Raw genomic sequence first — 17,124 nt, 5'->3', positions numbered from 1 at the left:
TGGAAAGAGACAATCATGAATCCTTTGATGGGCGAATTCATCGGCACCGCCTTGCTGGTGCTGCTGGGCAACGGCGTGGTGGCCAATGTGCTGCTGAAGAACACCAAGGGCCATAACAGCGGCCTGATCGTGGTGGCCTTCGGCTGGGCGATGGCGGTGTTCGTCGGCGTGTTCAGCGTGGCCGCGATCAGCGGCGCGCACCTGAACCCGGCGGTGTCGGTGGCCTTGGCCGTCGCCGGCAAGTTCCCGTGGGACAAGGTGCCGGGCTATGTGGCGGCGCAGATGCTGGGCGGCATGGCCGGCGCCGGCCTGATGTGGCTGATTTACCGCAAGCACTATGAAACCACCGATTGCGCCGACACCAAGCTGGCCACATTCTGCACCGGTCCGGCCATCCGCAGCCTGCCGGGCAACCTGGTGTCCGAGATCGTCGCCACCTTCGTGCTGGTGTTCGCCATCCTGTCCATGGTGGGTCCGAAAATGTCGCTGGGCGCGATCGAAGCGCTGCCGGTGGCCCTGCTGGTGCTGGGCATCGGCGTCTCGCTGGGCGGCACCACCGGCTACGCCATGAGCCCGGCGCGCGATCTGGCGCCTCGCATCATGCACGCCATCCTGCCGATTCCGGGCAAGCGCGACAGTGACTGGGGCTATGCCTGGGTGCCGGTGGTCGGTTCGCTGCTGGGCGGCACGCTGGCGGCGCTGGCTTACACCCTGTAATCAGTGCGACGGCGCGCTCCCGGCGCGCCGTTTTTCCTTTTTTGTTCGTTTCTCTCGCCTGCGCTGGAATTCGGAAAAATCCCTTCCTACATAAGCAGTTGTCTCTCGCTTTCCTTCGCCATTTCTGGCTTTTTTGCCGCGCTTCTGCGGTGTCTGTGGCAAAAACGAAAAATAACGAACGAAAAATGTTTTATTTGTGTTCCTTGTTAACTATTGTGGATAGAATGACGAGGACGGAATAAGCAAGGATCGGGCAAATGAAGGTATACGACTTGATGGTGATCGGCGGCGGCATCAACGGCGCCGGCATCGCGCGCGACGCGGCTGGCCGCGGCCTGTCGGTGGCGCTGTGCGAAAAGGACGATCTGGCTTCGCACACCTCCTCGGCCAGCACCAAGCTGATACACGGCGGCCTGCGCTATCTGGAATATTACGAGTTCGGCCTGGTGCGCAAGGCGCTGCAGGAGCGCGAAGTGTTGCTGAAGGCGGCGCCGCACATCATCTGGCCGCTGCGCTTTGTCATGCCGCATGCGCGCGACCAGCGTCCGGAATGGATGATACGTTGCGGCCTGTTCCTGTACGACCATCTGGCCAAGCGCGAGGTGTTGCCCGGTTCGGAAACCGTCAGCTTCGCCAAGCATCCATCCGGCGCGCCGCTGAAGGACGCTTTCAAACGCGGCTTCGTCTATTCCGACGGCTGGGTGCAGGATGCGCGGCTGGTGGTGCTGAATGTGATGGACGCGGCCGAGCGCGGCGCCCAGGTCTACACCCGCACCGCTTGCGTGGCGGCGCGCCGCGACGGCGAACACTGGCTGACCACGCTGCAGCGCGAGGACGGCAGCCGCTTCGAAGTGCGTTCGCGCGCGCTGGTCAACGCCGCCGGCCCGTGGGTGCAGAGCCTGATCGAAGACAAGCTGGCCATGCCGTCCAGCAAGTCCATCCGCCTGGTCAAGGGCAGCCACATCGTGGTCAAGAAAATCTTCGACCACCCGTTCGCCTACATCTTCCAGAACCCGGACAAGCGCATCATCTTCGCCATTCCGTACGAGAAGGAATTCACCCTGATCGGCACCACCGACGTCGAATACCAGGGCGATCCGGGCCAGGTGGCGATAGATGACAGCGAAATCGCCTACCTGTGCGAAATGAGCAACCGCTATTTCCACAGCCAGATCTCGCCGGCCGATGTGCTGTCCACCTATTCCGGCGTGCGCCCGCTGCTGGACGACGCCTCGGACAACGCTTCCAGCGTTACCCGCGATTACGCGCTGGAAATGGATACCCAAGGCGCGCCGCTGCTGTCGGTGTTCGGCGGCAAGATCACCACTTTCCGCAAGCTGGCGGAAGAGTCTGTGGACAAGCTCGCGCCCTTGCTCGGCAACCACAAGGCCACCTGGACCGCCGACGCGCCGCTGCCGGGCGGCGACATGCCGGGCGCCGACTTCGGCCGCTTCCTGCGCGATTTGACGCAGCGCCACCCGTGGCTGCCGGCGGAGCTGGCGGAACGCTGGGCCCGCGCCTACGGCACGCGCGTGGCCAAGCTGATCGGCCAGGCGAATGCCCTGGCCGACCTGGGCGCGGAAATCCTGCCCGGCCTGTATGAAGCCGAGCTGCAGTATCTGGTGGACGCCGAATGGGCGACGCGCAGCGAGGACATCCTGTGGCGCCGTTCCAAGCTGAAATTGCATCTGCCGGCCTATGCCGACAAGGTGATCGACGCCTGGCTGGCCGCCCGTTCGCAATCCTCGCGCGAAGCCTTGAGCGCCTGATCGTCCTGATTCGCCATGGCAACAGCCCGGTCCGCCGGGCTGTTTTGCATGGCGGCGCGGCATGCTTATGCCCCATTAAAAGCTTTCGTTTCCCGCTGCGCCAGCGTTTGGCTAGCATGAGCCATCGATAGCGAAAAGGGAGAGCGAAATGCGCGTCGCGTTGAGCCAGGCTGTGTTGGGACGGTTGCCGGGAATGGAGGTGGAGGGTTTGCTGGCGCTGGGTGTGAACCAGGCGGCGCTGCCTGCCGCCGTGCTGGCCTTGCCGGAGCCGGACGTTGATCTGGATGCGCTGCTGCAGCGCTGGAAGGCCTTGTACCGTGAGTTGCCGGGCGACAAGAAGGCGCGCTGCTCGTTGGAGTATCTGGTCAAGTCGGCGCAAAAAGACAAGTTGCGCCGCATCCTGCCGCTGGTGGACCTGTACAACCAGGCCTCTTTGCAGAGCCTGGCGCCGTTTGGCGGCGAGGACATCGACAAGCTAGGCGGCGAATTGCGGCTGGATCTGGCGCGCGGCGACGAAAGCTTTTTGCCGCTGGGCAAAACGGAAGCCGAACAGCCGCAGCCACACGAAGCGGCATGGCTTAACGGCGACGGCGAAGTGGTGTGCCGCTGCTTGAACTGGCTGGAGTCCGATCGTTTCAAGCTCGACGAAACCAGCCGTAATGTGGTGTTCGTCAGCGAGCGCCCGGATGCCGGCTTCCCGTCCGGCGCGGCCGGCATGGACTGGCTGGCGCGCGAGCTGGCACCGCATGCCGGCTCGCTGGTACGTTTCCGGTTGGATGCCGCCCATCCCGCGTTCGCAATGTAGGGCGGGCAGGCCATAGGCCTTGCCCGCGGCGCGGTGGGCTTTTGGGTCGATCCAACGCCTATGGCCTCTCACCCGATGCCGTCATGAATGGCGCGGGCAAGGCCAGGGCCTACCCGCCCTACGGGCTGGATGCTGTCCATCCCGTGTTTGAGAGGTAGGGCGGATGCCCCGCAGGGGCGATCCGCCGTGGTTGGCGGAACGCCCGGCTTTGCCGGGCTTCCGCCCTACAGGCGGAATTTTTCCACCATTTGCCGCATGTGCTCGGCCAGTTCGTTCAGGCTGAGCACCGCGCCATGCAGTTCGCTGGCGGCCTCGGTATTGTCGGCCACCATCTGCGACACGGTTTCGAAGCTGCCTGCGATGCTGTTGCAGACGCTTTTCTGTTCGGAAATGGCGTCGCGGATCTGGCCGACGCCGCCGCTGGCTTCCTGCACGCTGTCGTTGGCTGCCTGCAGATTGGCGATCACCGTCTCCATCGTGCTGCGGCTCTGCCGCGTGGCGTCGATGCCGCTCTGCACCGTCGCGCCCACCGAGTGGGCGTTCTGGTTCAGGCGTTCGGTCACCATCTTGATTTCGCTGGCGGCTTTGGCCGAGTTTTCCGCCAATTTGCGCACCTCGTCCGCCACCACGGCGAAGCCGCGGCCGGTTTCTCCGGCGCGCGCCGCCTCGATGGCCGCGTTCAGCGCCAATAGATTGGTCTGCTCGGCGATGTCGCGGATCTGGCCGGTCAGGTGGCCGATGGCCTCGGTGCTGTCGCGGAAGGCCTGCGAGGCTTGGTCCACCTGGCCCATCACCGTGTCTATCGTCGTTGTCTGACGGCGCAGGTGTGCCACTTCTTCCAGCCCGTTGCGGGTTTTCTGCGCGCTGGTGTGGGAGTCCTCGCTGATGCGCACGGTTTGTTCGGCGATGGTGTCTATGCTAGTGGCCATTTGCTCCAGCGAGGCGGCGTTGCTGGCGATGGCGTCGTTCTGCGTCTCGGCGCCGCTGGCCAGCGCGCGGGCGGAGCGGCCCAGCTCCTGGCTGGTGTCGCCCACCTGCTTGGCGGCGTTGATCAGCTCCGCGATCAGCGCGCCCAGATGGGTGCGCACCGTTTCGCTGCAGGCGGCGATCTGGCCGATCTCATCCATGCGGCCTGGCTGGAACGGCCGGGTGAAGTCGCCCTCTGCCAGACGGGTCAGGTCTTCAACCAGCCGGCGGGCCCTGGAAACTATGGCGCGGTTGACGTAGTACAGGAACAGGGCCAGGCCCAAGACGGTGGCGACAGCCATGACGATGGCCACCCGCCACAGCGCGGCGTTGGCGCTGGCCACGGCGGACTCGGCATTGCTTTGCGCGCGCTTGGCCAGAAAGTCGCTGGCCTGGGTCAGCAGCTCGGTCGGCGGACGATCCATGCCGGCCACCTGCTTGTCGCCCACCTTGAAATCGGCGCCGGCTTGCTTATAGGCATCCAGCCCGCGCCGGTAGTCCTCGCCCATTTTCTGGTGGGCGGCGACGAATTGTTGCAGCAGTTGCTGCGCTTGCGGGTCGGGCACCGAAGCGGCCAACGCATTGCCCTCATCCCGCACCTGGTTTTCCTTCTTCTGAAAATTGCCCCAGTACTTGGCCAGCTTGGCCGGGTCCTGCCCACGCAGCAGCGTGTCTTTCCACTCCTGCACCTGTTTCTTGAAGTCCACCTGCATGGTCAGCACCTGCTGCACGCTGCTTTGGTCCTGGGCCACCTGATCGCGGAAGGTGCGGATGCTGCCCCATAGTTGCGACAGCGAGAAAATCGCGGCGAGCAGCAGGATGGCGATGGCGAGTCCGACAATGGCAGCCAGCTGCCCGGCGAGAGAGGATTGGCGGTTCATGGAGAACCTCCGTGCTAGAACGAATCTTGCTCTAGTTGTAGGGCAGTTCGCGATGTCTTACGAATATTTACTTAGCTAAATCAAAGGTTTTTCACTATTTTCCCACGCGAGCCGCTGCTGTGGATAAATCCACCATTTCTTTTGGGCTGTGGATAAGGGCTTTAGTCGGGCGGCGGCAGGGGCGAGCGAGACTCGCTTTTCCCTCAGACCGCTCTCCCGCGAGAGGAGAGGGCCTTTCGTCGGCGAACTTGAGTGAGGGACAGGGGCAAGCCGGCGACGGCAAGATTGTGGATAAGTCTTGAACGCGCGGGAAGCTGTGGATAAGGGCGAGGCGAGGCCTCGCCTTTGTCTTACACGATCAGCGCGGCGTCTTGCTCCACCGTTTGCTGCGACAGCCTGGGCAGGGACTGGCCTTGGCCATCGAACACATGGCAGTGGCGCGGATCGGGTTGCACGAAACGCAGGCTGCCCGGCGCAGGCTCCGCCTCCTGGCCGCTCAGTTTCAGCGCGATCGGCTCCTCGGCGCCTTCCACGCGCAGGTAGACGATCTGCTGGTCGCCCAGGTGCTCCACCAACTGCACCGTTACCGGCAGGCCGGTTTCGGCGAAGAGCAGATGCTCGGCGCGCACGCCCAGCGCCAGTTCGCCGCTGCCGGCGTCGCTCAGCGGCAGGGTGAGCCGGTAGTCGCCGGGCAGTTGCAGCTGCAGGCCGCTGGGGGTGTGCTGCAGCGCGCGCGCCGGGATGAAGTTCATCTTGGGGGAGCCGAGGAAGCCGGCGACGAAGCGGTTGGCCGGCTGGTTGTACAGCTCCAGCGGGCTGCCCACCTGTTCGATGCGGCCGGCGTTGAATACCGCGATGCGGTGGCCCAGCGTCATCGCCTCGACTTGGTCGTGGGTGACGTAGATCATGGTGCTGCCCAGCTCCTGGTGCAGCCGCGCCAGCTCGATGCGCATCTGCACGCGCAGCGCGGCGTCCAGATTGGACAGCGGCTCGTCGAACAGGAACACGCCGGGCTTTCTGACAATGGCGCGGCCGATGGCCACGCGCTGTCGCTGGCCGCCGGACAGGGCCTTGGGTTTGCGGTCCAATAGATGTTCGATTTGCAGGGTCAGCGCGGCGCGATGCACGGCGGCATCGATTTCCGCCTTGCTCTTGCCGGCCAGCTTCAGGCTGAAGGCCATGTTTTCGCGCACCGTCATGTGCGGATACAGCGCGTAGCTCTGGAACACCATGGCCAGGCCGCGCTTGGCCGGTTCGATGTCATTGGCCAGTTCGCCGTCTATCCATAATTCCCCTGCCGTGATGTCTTCCAGGCCGGCGATCATGCGCATCATGGTGGATTTGCCGCAGCCGGACGGCCCGACGAAGACCATGAATTCGCCGTCGCGGATGTCCAGACTGACGTCGTGGATCACGGCGTTGCCGTCGTCGTACACCTTGCGGATGTGTTTCAGCGCGAGTCGGGACATCTCATTGCTCCTGATAGGGTTGGCCCAGGTCCACCGGCAGGCGGCCGACGGCGGCGATCTCGCCGGCCAGGCAGCGGCTGGCGGCTTCCAGCGCGGCATCGGCGAAGCCGTAGCTGATCAGCGCCGGCGCGGCGATGTCGGCGGCCGAGTAGGGGTTCCATAATGCCAGATGCAAATCCGGCTTCCAGCTGTGCTGTTCGCGCCTGCCGTAGCGTTCGCGCGTGGTGGAGGCCAGCACGGTGAAGACGCCGTCCTGCGGCAGGGTGGACCAGTCGAGCGCGGCGCGCTGCGCGAAACGCACCACTTCCAGCGCGTGGCGGCGCGACAGCGCGGCCACCAGCTTGCTGGCGGACAGGCCGGCTTCGGATACGCCGTCGGACGGCGCCTGGTCCTGCACCACCAGCCGCAGCCGCTGGCCGGCCGGCAGCGTGGGGACGTCGCCATGGGGCGTCAGCGCGCGCCGCCAGGCGTCGGCGAACAAGGCTTCGTCGGCCGCGCGTTGTTCGGCGGCATAGGCGTAATCGTCCACGCTGGGATAGCGGCGGATCAGCGCGTCCACGCGTTCCGCAGCTTCTTCCAGCCGCGCCTGCGCCAGGTCTCCGCTTTGCAGGGCCGCGCGCAGCGCGTCGAAGCTCGCTTCCATTTCGTCGGCGAATTGCAGCACCAACGCCAGGTCGGCGCCGGCTTTGAGCGTTTGCACCGCGCCGGCGGCCTGGCCCCAGCGCTCGCGTATCGCGCGCATGTTCAAGGCGTCGGTGATGGCGACGCCCTGGAAGCCCAGTTCCTGCCGCAGCAAACCGGTGAGGATGGCCGGCGACAGGGTGGCCGGCCATTCGGCGTCCAGGCTGGGGAAGCGGATGTGGGCGCTCATCAGCGCCGGCGCGCGCGGCGCCAGCGTCTTGAACGGGGCGAGTTCGTAGTCGCGCAGTTCGGCCTGCGGCTTGTCCACCACCGGCAGGTCCAGGTGGGAGTCGGTATGGGTGTCGCCGTGTCCGGGGAAGTGCTTGACGCAGCAGGCCACGCCCTCTGCCAGATGGCCTTCCATCCAGGCGCGGGCCAGGGCGGCGGCCCGCGCCGGGTCCGCCCCGAACGAACGCTCGCCTATCACCGGATTGGCCGGGTTGTTGTTCAGGTCCAGCACCGGGGCGAAGTTCCAGTTGATGCCCAGGCTCTTCAGCCCGCGGGCCACCGCAGAGCCGACTTTGCGCGCCAGCGCATCGTCGTCCGCGGCGGCCAGCGCCATCGCCGCCGGCGCTTGCGGCAGGAACAGCGTGCGCATCACGCCGCCGCCTTCCTGGTCGATGCCGATCAGGATGTCGTCGCCCAGCGCGCATTTGAGGTCCGCCACCAGGCGGCGGGTGGCGGCCGCGTCCGGCACGTTGCGGCGGAACAGGCAGACGGCGCGCACGCGCATGCGCTGCAGCCGCGCCGCTTCTGCATCGCTCAAAACCGGGCCTTCCACATCCACCATCAGGCAGCGGCCGGCCAGGGCATCCAGTTGTTCAGGGGTCAGGGTCATTTCACCGCTCCGTCGAATCCGCGCAGGAAATAGCGCTGGGTAAACAGGAAGACGATCAGGATGGGCAGCACGGTCAGCACCGCGCCGGCCGCCACCACCCGCGTCTTGAAGCTGAAGGCGCCGGCCAGATACAGCACGCCGACCGACAGCGGAAACTTGTCCGGGCTGGACATCACGATGGATGGCCAGATGTACTGGTTCCAGGCCGATACCGTGGTCAGGATGGTCAAGGCCGCCAGCGCCGGGCGCGACAGCGGCAGCATGATCTTCCAGAAGATTTGCCACTCCGACGCGCCGTCCACGCGGGCGGCGTCGATCAGATCCTGCGGCACCGCCTCGAAGGCCTGTTTCATCAGGAAGATGCCCACCGCGCCGGCAAGCGTCGGCAGCACCACGCCGCTGTAGCTGTCGGTCAGTTGCAGCTTGGACACGGTGATGAAGTTGACCAGGAAGTTGACCTCGCTGGGCAGGATCATGGTGGCCAGGATGGCGCCGAACACCAGCCGGCGGCCGGGAAACTGCATCCGCGCCAGCGGGTAGGCGGCCAGCGCGCTGACCAAGAGCGTGCCGGCCACCGTCAGCGCGGTGATGGCCAGCGAGTTGCGATAAAAGGCCAGGATGTCGATGCTGGAGATGGCCTCGCCGAAGTGGGCCAGCGTCGGCGCCGTCGGCAACAGCGGCGGCGGAAAGGCGAACACCTCGCCGTCGCCGGACAGAGCCGTCACCAGCGTCCACCAGAACGGATAGACCGTGATCAGGGCGATGACGCTCAGCGCCAGGTAATGCAAGGCGCGGTTGCCCAGGCGGTCCAGCCGCGGCGCGGCGGCGGGCAGAGTAGTGGTGGGGGTCATCGCGCCTCCTCAGCGGTCTCGCGGTTGCAGGTAACGGAAGTTCAGCCAGGCCAGCACGATGCAGAACGCGGACATCACCAGGCTGGCGGCCAGGGCGCGGCCGAAGTTCAGCGACTTGATGCCGAACTCGTAGGCGTAATACAGCGCGGTATAGGTGGACTGCATCGGCCCGCCCTTGGTCAGGATCTGCACTTCCTCAAACGCCTTCACCGCCGCCAGCACCGACATGACCGAGCACAGCAGGATGGTGGGCGCCAATAGTGGCACGGTGATGCGCCAGAAGCGCTGCCAGCGGCCGGCGCCGTCCAGCTGCGCGGCCTCGTGCACGTCGGCTGGAATGGACTGCAGGCCGGCCAGGTACAGCACCATGTACCAGCCTATGCCGCGCCACACGGTGATGAACATCACGGCGAACAGAGCGATGTGGTCGTCGCTGAGCCAGCCCACCGGATCATTGATCAGGTGCAGCCAGCGCAGCACGGCGTTGAGCACGCCGTCTTCGGTGTACATGAAATTCCAGATGATGCCGATCACCGATACCGAGGTGACCACGGGCAGGTAGTAGGCGGCGCGGAACAGCTTGATGCCGGGCAGATTATTGTTGACCAGCACCGCCAGCAGGATGGCCAGCAACTGGATGACCGGCACCACCACCAGATACAGCGCCGAATTCTTCAGCGCCGACAGGAACAGCTCGTCGCCGAACAAATCGCGGAAATTGTCCCAGCCCACCCATTGCGGCGCATCGATCAGGTTGTAGCGGGTGAAGGCGAGAAAGGAGCCGAAGCCCACCGGCCAGAACGAAAACACCAGCAGCAACAATAGGGCTGGCGCCAGGAACAGATAGGCCTGCAGGGTGGTCTTGCGGTGATTGCGCATTGCTCATACTCCCGGTGGGGTTGCGAAAACGCCCATCCGCCGGTTGCGCGCGGCGGATGGGACGCTGCGGGAGGCTTACAGCTTGCTGGTCCAGTAGGCGGCGGCTTCGTCCAGCGCGGCCTTGACGTCCTGGCGGCCGGTCACGGCTTTCTCCACCGCGGCCGACAGCTTGGCCGACAGCACGTCGGCGTTCTTCACCGACAGGAACAGGGTACGCGTCTTGTCCAGATTGGCGGCGGCGATGCTCACGGCGCGCTCGGCGGCGCCGGCGTTGTCGGCCACTTTCTGGAAGTGCGGGTCGGCGGCGGCCTGGCGTGCGGTGGGCAGGGTGCCGGCCAGCTTGGCGAAGGCCAGCTGGTTTTGCGCATTGGTCAGGTAGTTGCCGAACTTGCCGATTTCCGGCAGCAGCGCCTTGTCCACATTGCGCGCCACGGCGAAGTTGAACATCCAGCCCCCGGCGGCGATGCCGGTGGGGCCGAGCGGAGCCGGGGCGACGCGGGTATGGGCATAGAGCTTGGGCGCTTCGTCGCGCACGCGGGTCAGCGTGGTCGGCGTCGATTCCAGCATCGCCAGACGGCCGCCGTTATACGCCGCCATCGCCACCTGGAAGTTGTCCTGGGAAAACAGGTTGTCCTTGAGCAGCGCGCCGGCCTTGTAGGCGTCGGCCAGCTTCTTGACGAAGGCCACATGGGCTGGGCTGTTGAAGGCCGGCTTGCCGTCCTTGACCACGTCCAGGCCGTTTTGCATCAGCAAGGCTTCGATCTTGGTCGGGCCCAGCGTCGGCGCGAAACCGGCCACGCCGGTCTTGGCCTTGATGGTCTTGGCGTATTGCAGCTCCTCGTCGAATGACTTGGGCGGCTTGTTCGGATCGAGGCCGGCCTTCTTGAACAGCTCGGCGTTGTAGGCGATGACGTTGGCGCCGTTGTAGTGCGGGAAGGCGTAAACCTTGCCGTTGAAGGTGACGTCCTTCAACGCGCCGGCGACGTATTGGCTCTTGTCGATCAGGTTGTCCAGCGGCTGGATCAGGCCTTCTTGCTGGTAGTCATAGGCCCAGGGCACGTTCAGATTGACCAGGGCCGGCGGCTTGCCGGCGCCGACGGCGGCGGTGAACTTGGCCTGGATCACGTCCCAGGGGTAGTCGGTCCACTTCACTTCCACATTCGGGTGCTGGGCGTTGTACTGAGCCACCAGGTTCTTGAAATAGCCGTCGAATTTGGGCGACAGGCTCATGGTCCACACTTCCAGCACCGGCTTGTCGGCGGCATGGGCGGCCAGCGGGATGGCGGCGGATGCGGCGATCAGCAGCGACAGGGTCAGGCTTTTCAGTTTCATGTCTGCGTCCTTATCTTTCTTGAGTTTGGCCCGGTCATCAGAAGGTCTTACTGTAGGAGGCGATCACTTTTACGTCGTTGCGGTCCTTCTTGCCGTAGAAGTCGCCGGAGCGGTACCAGGCCGGGTAGACGCCTATGCTGGCGCCCTTGAGCCAGCCGCTTTGCACGGTGTAGCCGGCGCTCAGGTCGATTTCATGCGCCTTGCTGTCTGCCGCGCCGTTCGGGTTTTTCAGGCCGGTGGCGTAGTTGGCGCTGGCGCCAACAGTGAAGCCGGGCAGGCCGGATTTGGCGAGGTCGTAGTTCACGCCCAGCTTGAGCACTTGGGTGCCGTCCCAGACGAAGTCGTCGTCCTGGCCCCAGGTCTGGATGAAGTTGCGGTTGTCGCTGTTCCCGTACGGCGTCATGCGGAAGTTCACTTCGCCGCCGTCGGGGTTGCGGCTCTTGCCGATGCCGCCCATCAGCGACAGGCCACCGGTGGTGTAGGTCATGCTGCCGCTGGCATGCCAGGCGGTTTGCGAATTCTGCATGCCCAGCTGCGATTCGTCCTTGCCCTGGAAGTAGTAAGCGACGCCGGTCAGCGTGTCGCCGCCGGAGAGCTTCCAGGTGTAGGAGCCGGCAATCTGCGCGGTGCGGCGGTAATCCTTGCCTTCGCCGAAGCCGATGTCGATGAAGGCGTTTTCCGGGGCGTAGCGGAAGCCCACGCTGTTGACGTAATCGACTTTCTTGGCTGTGCTGCCGTTGCTGCGGCCCTGTTCCCAGGAGTTGGTCATGTCGCGGAAGCGATAGTCCCACTCATTGCGGAACTGGTCGGCCCAGCCATAGCCCAGCTCGAAATCGCCGATCTTGTATTTGCCTTCAAAACCGCGATAAGCGTGTGACTGCAGGCCGCCGGAGGTGCCCATGGTGCCGATGCTGATCGGGGTGTAGCCGGCGCGGAAGGACAGGCCTTGGCCGTCCGGGTTCTGGCGGAATTTGATTGCCGCCTGGCTTAGCACCGCATCGCTCTTGTCCCTGCCGCCACCGCCCTCGGCCGGGTCGCTCATGTCGTTGTAGTCGTGGTACAGCACTTCGGAAAAACCGATGCCCTTGGTCAAGCGGATCGAGCTGTGCGCCGCGGCGTCGAAGCCCAGCTTGTCCCAGGCGTAGCCGGATTTGAAATTCAGGCCCAGGTTCAGCGCGTTGACCCGGATATCGCCGGCATTGCTGTTATTCGGCTGCTTTTCCTGCCGGTCGCGGCCGTAGTACAGCGCGCTGAAGGTGGTTTCCGATTTGGTCAGCAGATCATAGACATTGCTTTCGGGTATGGCTTGCGCCGTGCCTTTCAGTGCGGGGCCATCGCTTGCCGGAGGAACGGCCGGTTCTTCCGCCGCCAGGGCGACGCCGGTGAACGCAGCCAGTACTGCCAAGAGAAGTGAGCGTTGCGTATGCATTTTTCTTAACTCCAGGTCCAGTTGCGGAATCCATATGTGGAAATCCTGGAGGCAAATTATCTGGTCTTATAGTGGTCTTCAATTGGTATGAGACTATTCCAATGGAAATTGCCTGTAATGCTGTTGCAATGTTGCCATGCAAGATGCATCTTATGATTAAAGTCATGAATTGGCGAGAGTTTTTACACGAAAAATCTAATTAATTGGGAATGTTTGATCTTTGTGATCAATTTACATTCATATGCGAAACAAATAATAAAAGATTAGCGTTAAATATCCACTTCAATACCAATTTGTTTTCGAAAGCGAACAAAATCAGAGCTCACATGTTTTGTGCGGCGCACAAAAAAAGATGGCGAACTGCTGTTCGCCATCTTGACTTGCGCAATGATTAAGAGCGGCAGCTCAAGCTGCCAGCGGATCAGGTTTGCCAGGCGGTGGGAGAGGCGGCGGCTTGCAAGGCGGGCTCGCCGGCCGTGGCTTGGCCGCCAGCCGGCAGGCGGAAATGGCTGATCGCCGATTGCAGCGCGACGGCCATCTGCTCGACCTGACTGGCGGCATTCGCTGTCTGCAGGGCGGCGGTGCTGGTTTCCTCGGACATTTGCGCCACTTGCTCCACATTGCCGGCAATGGCCGTGCCGGCCTGTTGTTGTTCGTTCAACGAGATGGCGATGCCGGACAGCGACTGTTTCACCCGCTCCGCGTTGCCGGTGATGCCGGAGATAGCCTCGCGGGCGCGTTCGGCCTGGCCCAGCCCGGCCTCCATCCGTTCCACCGTGCTATGGATGTTGTCCACCACGTGCTGGCTGCAATCCAGCATGTCGCGGATGCTGCCGCTGATTTCCGTGGTGGAGTGCGAGGTGCGTTCCGACAGCTTGCGCACTTCGTCCGCTACCACCGCAAAGCCGCGGCCCTGTTCCCCGGCCCGCGCGGCCTCGATCGCCGCGTTCAGCGCCAGCAGATTGGTTTGCTCCGCCACGTCGCGTATCACCTGGATGACGCTGGCGATTTCCTGGGAACGGCTGCCCAACAGGTCGGCCTGCTGCTGCGCTGACCGTGCCTGTTCGGCGACATGGGTCATGGTTTGCAGCGTTTCGTTGATGATGCTCTCGCCCTTGCGCGCCAGCTCGCCGCTGGATACCGAATCCTTGGCCACATCGGAGGTGTTGTCGCTGACCGAGCTGATGCTGACCGACAGCTGCTCCACCGAGGCGGACATCGAAGAAGCGGCGCGGGTTTGCTCCTCGGCGCTGCTGGCCACCTGTTCCGACGCCGCGGCTAGCTCGGTCGCGCTATTGGTCAGCCGCAGCGTGATGTCCTGCATATTGCGCACCAGTTGGATCAGCGCGCTCTGCATCAGCGCCATCGAGGCGACGATGCTGGATTGGTCTCCGTTCTTCACCGGCAGTTTTTGGCTGAGGTCGCCTTGGGCGACGCGGCCGGCCAGCGCCACCACGTCGCGCGGCTCGCCGCCCAGCTCGGCCAGCAGGCCGCGCACGATGGTCTGGGCCAGCAGCAGACCCAGCAATACCCCGGCTACGATCAAAGCGATGTTGACCAGCCGACTGCTGGCGGCGCGCTGCTGCGCCGAGGCGAATTCCTCGGCGGCGACGCGCAGCTGCAGGTCCACCAGGGCGGAAATGCGCTGCGCCACCGGATCCAGCGCCGGATACATATCGTGTTCCACATAGTTCTGCAGCGCGGCTTCGTCGCCGCGCTCAACGATCTGCCGCAGTTTCTCGACGCTGCGGTCGGCCGCGGCCATGGCCTGATCCGCCTGATCGGCCAGCTGTTTTTCCTCCGGCGTCAGATAGGTGGCGCGGTAGTCGCTCCACTGCTTTTTGACATCGGTTTGAGCCTGCTTCAGGTTGGTGAGAAAGGTGCTGGCGGTCTGGCTGTGATTGCGCAGTTTGTGCGCGTTGTCGACGATGCCGACGGCGTAGCCGTCGCCGACGATTTTCAGTTGTTTCAGGCAGACCACGCGGTCGTTGTAGGTGGTGGCGAAGTCGCCGAGGATGCCGTCCTGGGTGTGCAGGCCATACAGGCCAACCAGAATGGGAACGGACAGCAACGCCGCAACCATGATGGCCAGACGCTGGAAGATGGAGAGATTGTGGAACATGACGAACTCGCAGGATAGGAGGACACGCCTCCAATATTCTTTGGGTAGCAGCCGTCATGAGGGTAATCAATCCGTATAAATAATCCTAGGTAGTTGCACTTATCCGCACTATGAAATCCACCGGTCTATCTATAAGCTGCTGATTCCGTTATACTTCCGGCCCGCCCGTCCAGCCGAATAACCTTAAGAGCATCCCCGGAATCGCCATGAGCCTGTTGCCGCACCAAGTCGAACTGCTGTCCCCCGCCAAAACCGCCGAAATCGGCCGCGAAGCCATCCTGCATGGCGCGGACGCGGTGTATATCGGCGGGCCGTCGTTCGGCGCGCGCCACAATGCTTGCAATAGCGTGCAGGACATCGCCGGGTTGTGCGATTTCGCCCACCGCTACCACGCGCGCATTTTCGCCACGCTGAACACCATCCTGCACGATGCCGAGCTGGATGCGGCGCGCCAGCTGATCTGGCAGCTGTACGATGCCGGGGTGGACGCGCTGATCGTGCAGGATATGGGCATCCTGCAGATGGACTTGCCGCCGATACAGCTGCACGCGTCCACCCAGTGCGACATCCGCGACGCCGACAAGGCGCGCTTTTTGTCCGACGCCGGTTTCAGCCAGATCGTGCTGGCGCGCGAGCTGACCATTCCGCAGATCAAGAACATCGCCGACCGCGTGGCCGGTTCCGCCACCATCGAATACTTCATCCACGGCGCGCTGTGCGTGGCCTTCTCCGGCCAGTGCTACATCAGCCATGCCGACACGGGCCGCAGCGCCAACCGCGGCGACTGCTCGCAGGCCTGTAGATTGCCGTACACGCTGACCGACGAGAAAGGCGGCGTGGTGGCCTTCGACAAGCATTTGCTGTCGATGAAGGACAACAACCAGAGCGACAACCTGGAAGCGCTGTTGGACGCCGGCGTGCGGTCTTTGAAGATCGAAGGCCGCTACAAGGATGTCAGCTACGTCAAGAACATCACCGCTCATTACCGCCTGCTGCTGGACGAAATCTTCGAGCGCCGCCCGGAACTGGCGCCGGCCGCCAGCGGCAGCAGCGAAATCTTCTTCACGCCGAATCCAGACAAGACTTTCCACCGCGGCGCGACGGATTACTTCGCCACCGGCCGCAAGCAGGACATCGGCGCCTTCGATTCGCCCAAGTTCGTCGGCGTCGGCCTCGGCACCGTGCACAAGGTCGGCGATAGCTGGCTGGAGATCGCCACCACGGAGCAGATGTCCAACGGCGACGGCATCAACTTCATGAAAAAGCGCGAGGTGGTGGGCATGCAGCTCAACACCGTCAAGCAAGTCGGGAAGGCTGAGGGCGGCCTGCTGGTCTGGCGCTGCGAGCCTAACGATCCGGCCGTGCTCTCCGGCCTGAAGCCAGGCACCGATATTTGCCGCAACCGAGACCACGCTTGGGAACTGGCGCTGCTGAAAAAATCGGCGGAGCGCCGCATCGGCGTGTGGGCCACGCTGTCGGAAACCGCCACAGGCCTCGCGCTGACTTACACCGACGCCGATGGCTGCAGCGCCAGCGCCGGTGTCGATTTGGCGCTGGAGCCGGCCAAGGATGCCGCCCGCGCCGAGCAAAGCCTGCGCGACGCCGTCGCCAAGCTCGGCAACACCCTGTTCCAGGCGCACGATGTGTCGCTGAATCTTTCCCAGCCGTGGTTTGTGCCGGCATCCGTCATCAATGGCCTGCGCCGCGAGGCGGTGGAAAAGCTGGAAGCCGCCCGCCTGGCCGCCTGGGCGCGTCCCGAACGCAAGGCAGGGGTGGAGCCACCGGCGGTCTTCCCGCAGAAGGAGCTGAGCTATCTGGCCAACGTCTACAACGCGCTGGCCTGGGACTTCTACAAGCAGCACGGCGTGGAAGTGATAGAGCCGGCCTACGAGGCGCACCAGGAAGAGGGCGAGGTGTCGCTGATGATCACCAAGCACTGCCTGCGCTTCTCCTACAACCTGTGCCCGAAGCAGGCCAAGGGCGTCAAGGGCGTGATGGGCCAGGTGCGCGCCGATCCGATGATTCTGAAATCGGGCGACGAGACCTATACCCTGAAGTTTGAATGCCGTCCCTGCGAGATGCACGTGATGGGCAAGATGAAGAAACACATCTTGAAGACGCCGCCGCCGAGCGAAATCCCCGCCAGCGCGCCTATCACTTTCTTCAAGCAACGGCCGCAGTGATTGGCTAGGGCGCCGTCGCCCGCCAGCGGGCGGCGATGCAAAGGAATCGATTCACACCAAGGGCAAGCCACTAAGGCTTGCCCTTTTGCATGGTTCCAGCGGCGGCGCGGCTGGCTTGCCAATACGCGTCTCTTGCCATCAAACTGCATGTTTTAGTCATTTTTTATGGGCGGATTCATCGAGCGGCGCGGGTGAACCGCGG

12 protein-coding genes are annotated in these 17,124 nt (G+C 63.9%); 4 read left to right on the top strand and 8 right to left on the bottom strand.

Translation table 11 applies throughout. The annotated features are described in order from the left end of the window. Positions 1 to 15 precede the first annotated feature (15 nt). The 3 genes from C2134_RS15035 (at position 16) to C2134_RS15025 (ending at position 3,291) form a co-directional block, all read left to right on the top strand. Positions 16 to 717 (top strand): MIP/aquaporin family protein, encoded by a 702-nt coding sequence (locus C2134_RS15035; protein WP_103320948.1) that lies wholly within the window; start codon positions 16 to 18, stop codon positions 715 to 717. A 257-nt stretch (positions 718 to 974) separates the two neighbouring features. Further along, complete coding sequence (gene glpD / locus C2134_RS15030; protein WP_103320947.1) at positions 975 to 2,486, top strand: glycerol-3-phosphate dehydrogenase; 1,512 nt, start codon at positions 975 to 977, stop codon at positions 2,484 to 2,486. 148 nt (positions 2,487 to 2,634) lie between these two features. After that, positions 2,635 to 3,291, top strand: coding sequence for a B3/B4 domain-containing protein (locus C2134_RS15025; RefSeq protein ID WP_103320946.1), 657 nt, complete (start codon positions 2,635 to 2,637; stop codon positions 3,289 to 3,291). Between the two features lie 224 nt (positions 3,292 to 3,515). Here C2134_RS15025 and C2134_RS15020 read toward each other — a convergent pair whose 3' ends face one another. The 8 genes from C2134_RS15020 to C2134_RS14985 all read right to left on the bottom strand — a co-directional run bounded on the left by C2134_RS15020 (position 3,516) and on the right by C2134_RS14985 (position 14,739). Beyond that, complete coding sequence (locus C2134_RS15020; protein ID WP_103320945.1) at positions 3,516 to 5,138, bottom strand: methyl-accepting chemotaxis protein; 1,623 nt, start codon at positions 5,136 to 5,138, stop codon at positions 3,516 to 3,518. 350 nt (positions 5,139 to 5,488) lie between these two features. Then, positions 5,489 to 6,607: an ABC transporter ATP-binding protein gene (locus tag C2134_RS15015; protein ID WP_103320944.1), complete on the bottom strand. Its 1,119-nt coding sequence runs from the start codon at positions 6,605 to 6,607 to the stop codon at positions 5,489 to 5,491. 1 nt (position 6,608) lies between these two features. Beyond that, a complete protein-coding gene (gene nagZ, locus C2134_RS15010; RefSeq protein WP_103320943.1) occupies positions 6,609 to 8,126 on the bottom strand; it encodes a beta-N-acetylhexosaminidase in 1,518 nt (505 codons plus the stop codon). Next, entirely contained in the window at positions 8,123 to 8,977 is an 855-nt protein-coding gene (locus tag C2134_RS15005) for a carbohydrate ABC transporter permease (protein WP_103320942.1), read from the bottom strand. Before C2134_RS15005 ends, nagZ begins: the two co-directional genes overlap by 4 nt. A 9-nt stretch (positions 8,978 to 8,986) precedes the next feature. Then, entirely contained in the window at positions 8,987 to 9,856 is an 870-nt protein-coding gene (locus C2134_RS15000; RefSeq protein WP_103320941.1) for a carbohydrate ABC transporter permease, read from the bottom strand. Positions 9,857 to 9,931: 75 nt separating this feature from the next. Then, positions 9,932 to 11,188 (bottom strand): extracellular solute-binding protein, encoded by a 1,257-nt coding sequence (locus tag C2134_RS14995; RefSeq protein ID WP_103320940.1) that lies wholly within the window; start codon positions 11,186 to 11,188, stop codon positions 9,932 to 9,934. A 37-nt stretch (positions 11,189 to 11,225) separates the two neighbouring features. Further along, on the bottom strand, positions 11,226 to 12,617 hold the full coding sequence (locus C2134_RS14990) for an OprD family outer membrane porin (protein ID WP_103320939.1): 1,392 nt from the start codon (positions 12,615 to 12,617) through the stop codon (positions 11,226 to 11,228). A gap of 421 nt (positions 12,618 to 13,038) precedes the next feature. Beyond that, on the bottom strand, positions 13,039 to 14,739 hold the full coding sequence (locus C2134_RS14985; protein ID WP_103320938.1) for a HAMP domain-containing methyl-accepting chemotaxis protein: 1,701 nt from the start codon (positions 14,737 to 14,739) through the stop codon (positions 13,039 to 13,041). Positions 14,740 to 14,945: 206 nt separating this feature from the next. On the opposite strand from C2134_RS14985, the gene C2134_RS14980 reads away from it, so the two are divergent. After that, a complete protein-coding gene (locus tag C2134_RS14980) occupies positions 14,946 to 16,922 on the top strand; it encodes a peptidase U32 family protein (protein WP_103320937.1) in 1,977 nt (658 codons plus the stop codon). Positions 16,923 to 17,124 lie beyond the last annotated feature (202 nt).

The organism is Chromobacterium sinusclupearum, from assembly GCF_002902845.1.
Taxonomy (GTDB): Bacteria; Pseudomonadota; Gammaproteobacteria; order Burkholderiales; family Chromobacteriaceae; genus Chromobacterium; species Chromobacterium sinusclupearum.
Note: the sequence above shows the minus strand (reverse complement) of the source record. Positions and strands in the feature narration are given on the sequence as shown.

Excerpts from the sequence above, each read along its gene's own strand:
- C2134_RS14990 (WP_103320939.1), bottom strand. The coding sequence starts at position 12,617 with ATGCATACGCAACGCTCACTTCTCTTGGCAGTACTGGCTGCGTTCACC.
- C2134_RS14995 (WP_103320940.1), bottom strand. The coding sequence starts at position 11,188 with ATGAAACTGAAAAGCCTGACCCTGTCGCTGCTGATCGCCGCATCCGCC.
- nagZ (WP_103320943.1), bottom strand. The coding sequence starts at position 8,126 with ATGACCCTGACCCCTGAACAACTGGATGCCCTGGCCGGCCGCTGCCTG.
- C2134_RS15025 (WP_103320946.1), top strand. The coding sequence starts at position 2,635 with ATGCGCGTCGCGTTGAGCCAGGCTGTGTTGGGACGGTTGCCGGGAATG.
- glpD (WP_103320947.1), top strand. The coding sequence starts at position 975 with ATGAAGGTATACGACTTGATGGTGATCGGCGGCGGCATCAACGGCGCC.
- C2134_RS15020 (WP_103320945.1), bottom strand. The coding sequence starts at position 5,138 with ATGAACCGCCAATCCTCTCTCGCCGGGCAGCTGGCTGCCATTGTCGGA.
- C2134_RS15000 (WP_103320941.1), bottom strand. The coding sequence starts at position 9,856 with ATGCGCAATCACCGCAAGACCACCCTGCAGGCCTATCTGTTCCTGGCG.
- C2134_RS15035 (WP_103320948.1), top strand. The coding sequence starts at position 16 with ATGAATCCTTTGATGGGCGAATTCATCGGCACCGCCTTGCTGGTGCTG.
- C2134_RS14980 (WP_103320937.1), top strand. The coding sequence starts at position 14,946 with ATGAGCCTGTTGCCGCACCAAGTCGAACTGCTGTCCCCCGCCAAAACC.
- C2134_RS15005 (WP_103320942.1), bottom strand. The coding sequence starts at position 8,977 with ATGACCCCCACCACTACTCTGCCCGCCGCCGCGCCGCGGCTGGACCGC.
- C2134_RS15015 (WP_103320944.1), bottom strand. The coding sequence starts at position 6,607 with ATGTCCCGACTCGCGCTGAAACACATCCGCAAGGTGTACGACGACGGC.
- C2134_RS14985 (WP_103320938.1), bottom strand. The coding sequence starts at position 14,739 with ATGTTCCACAATCTCTCCATCTTCCAGCGTCTGGCCATCATGGTTGCG.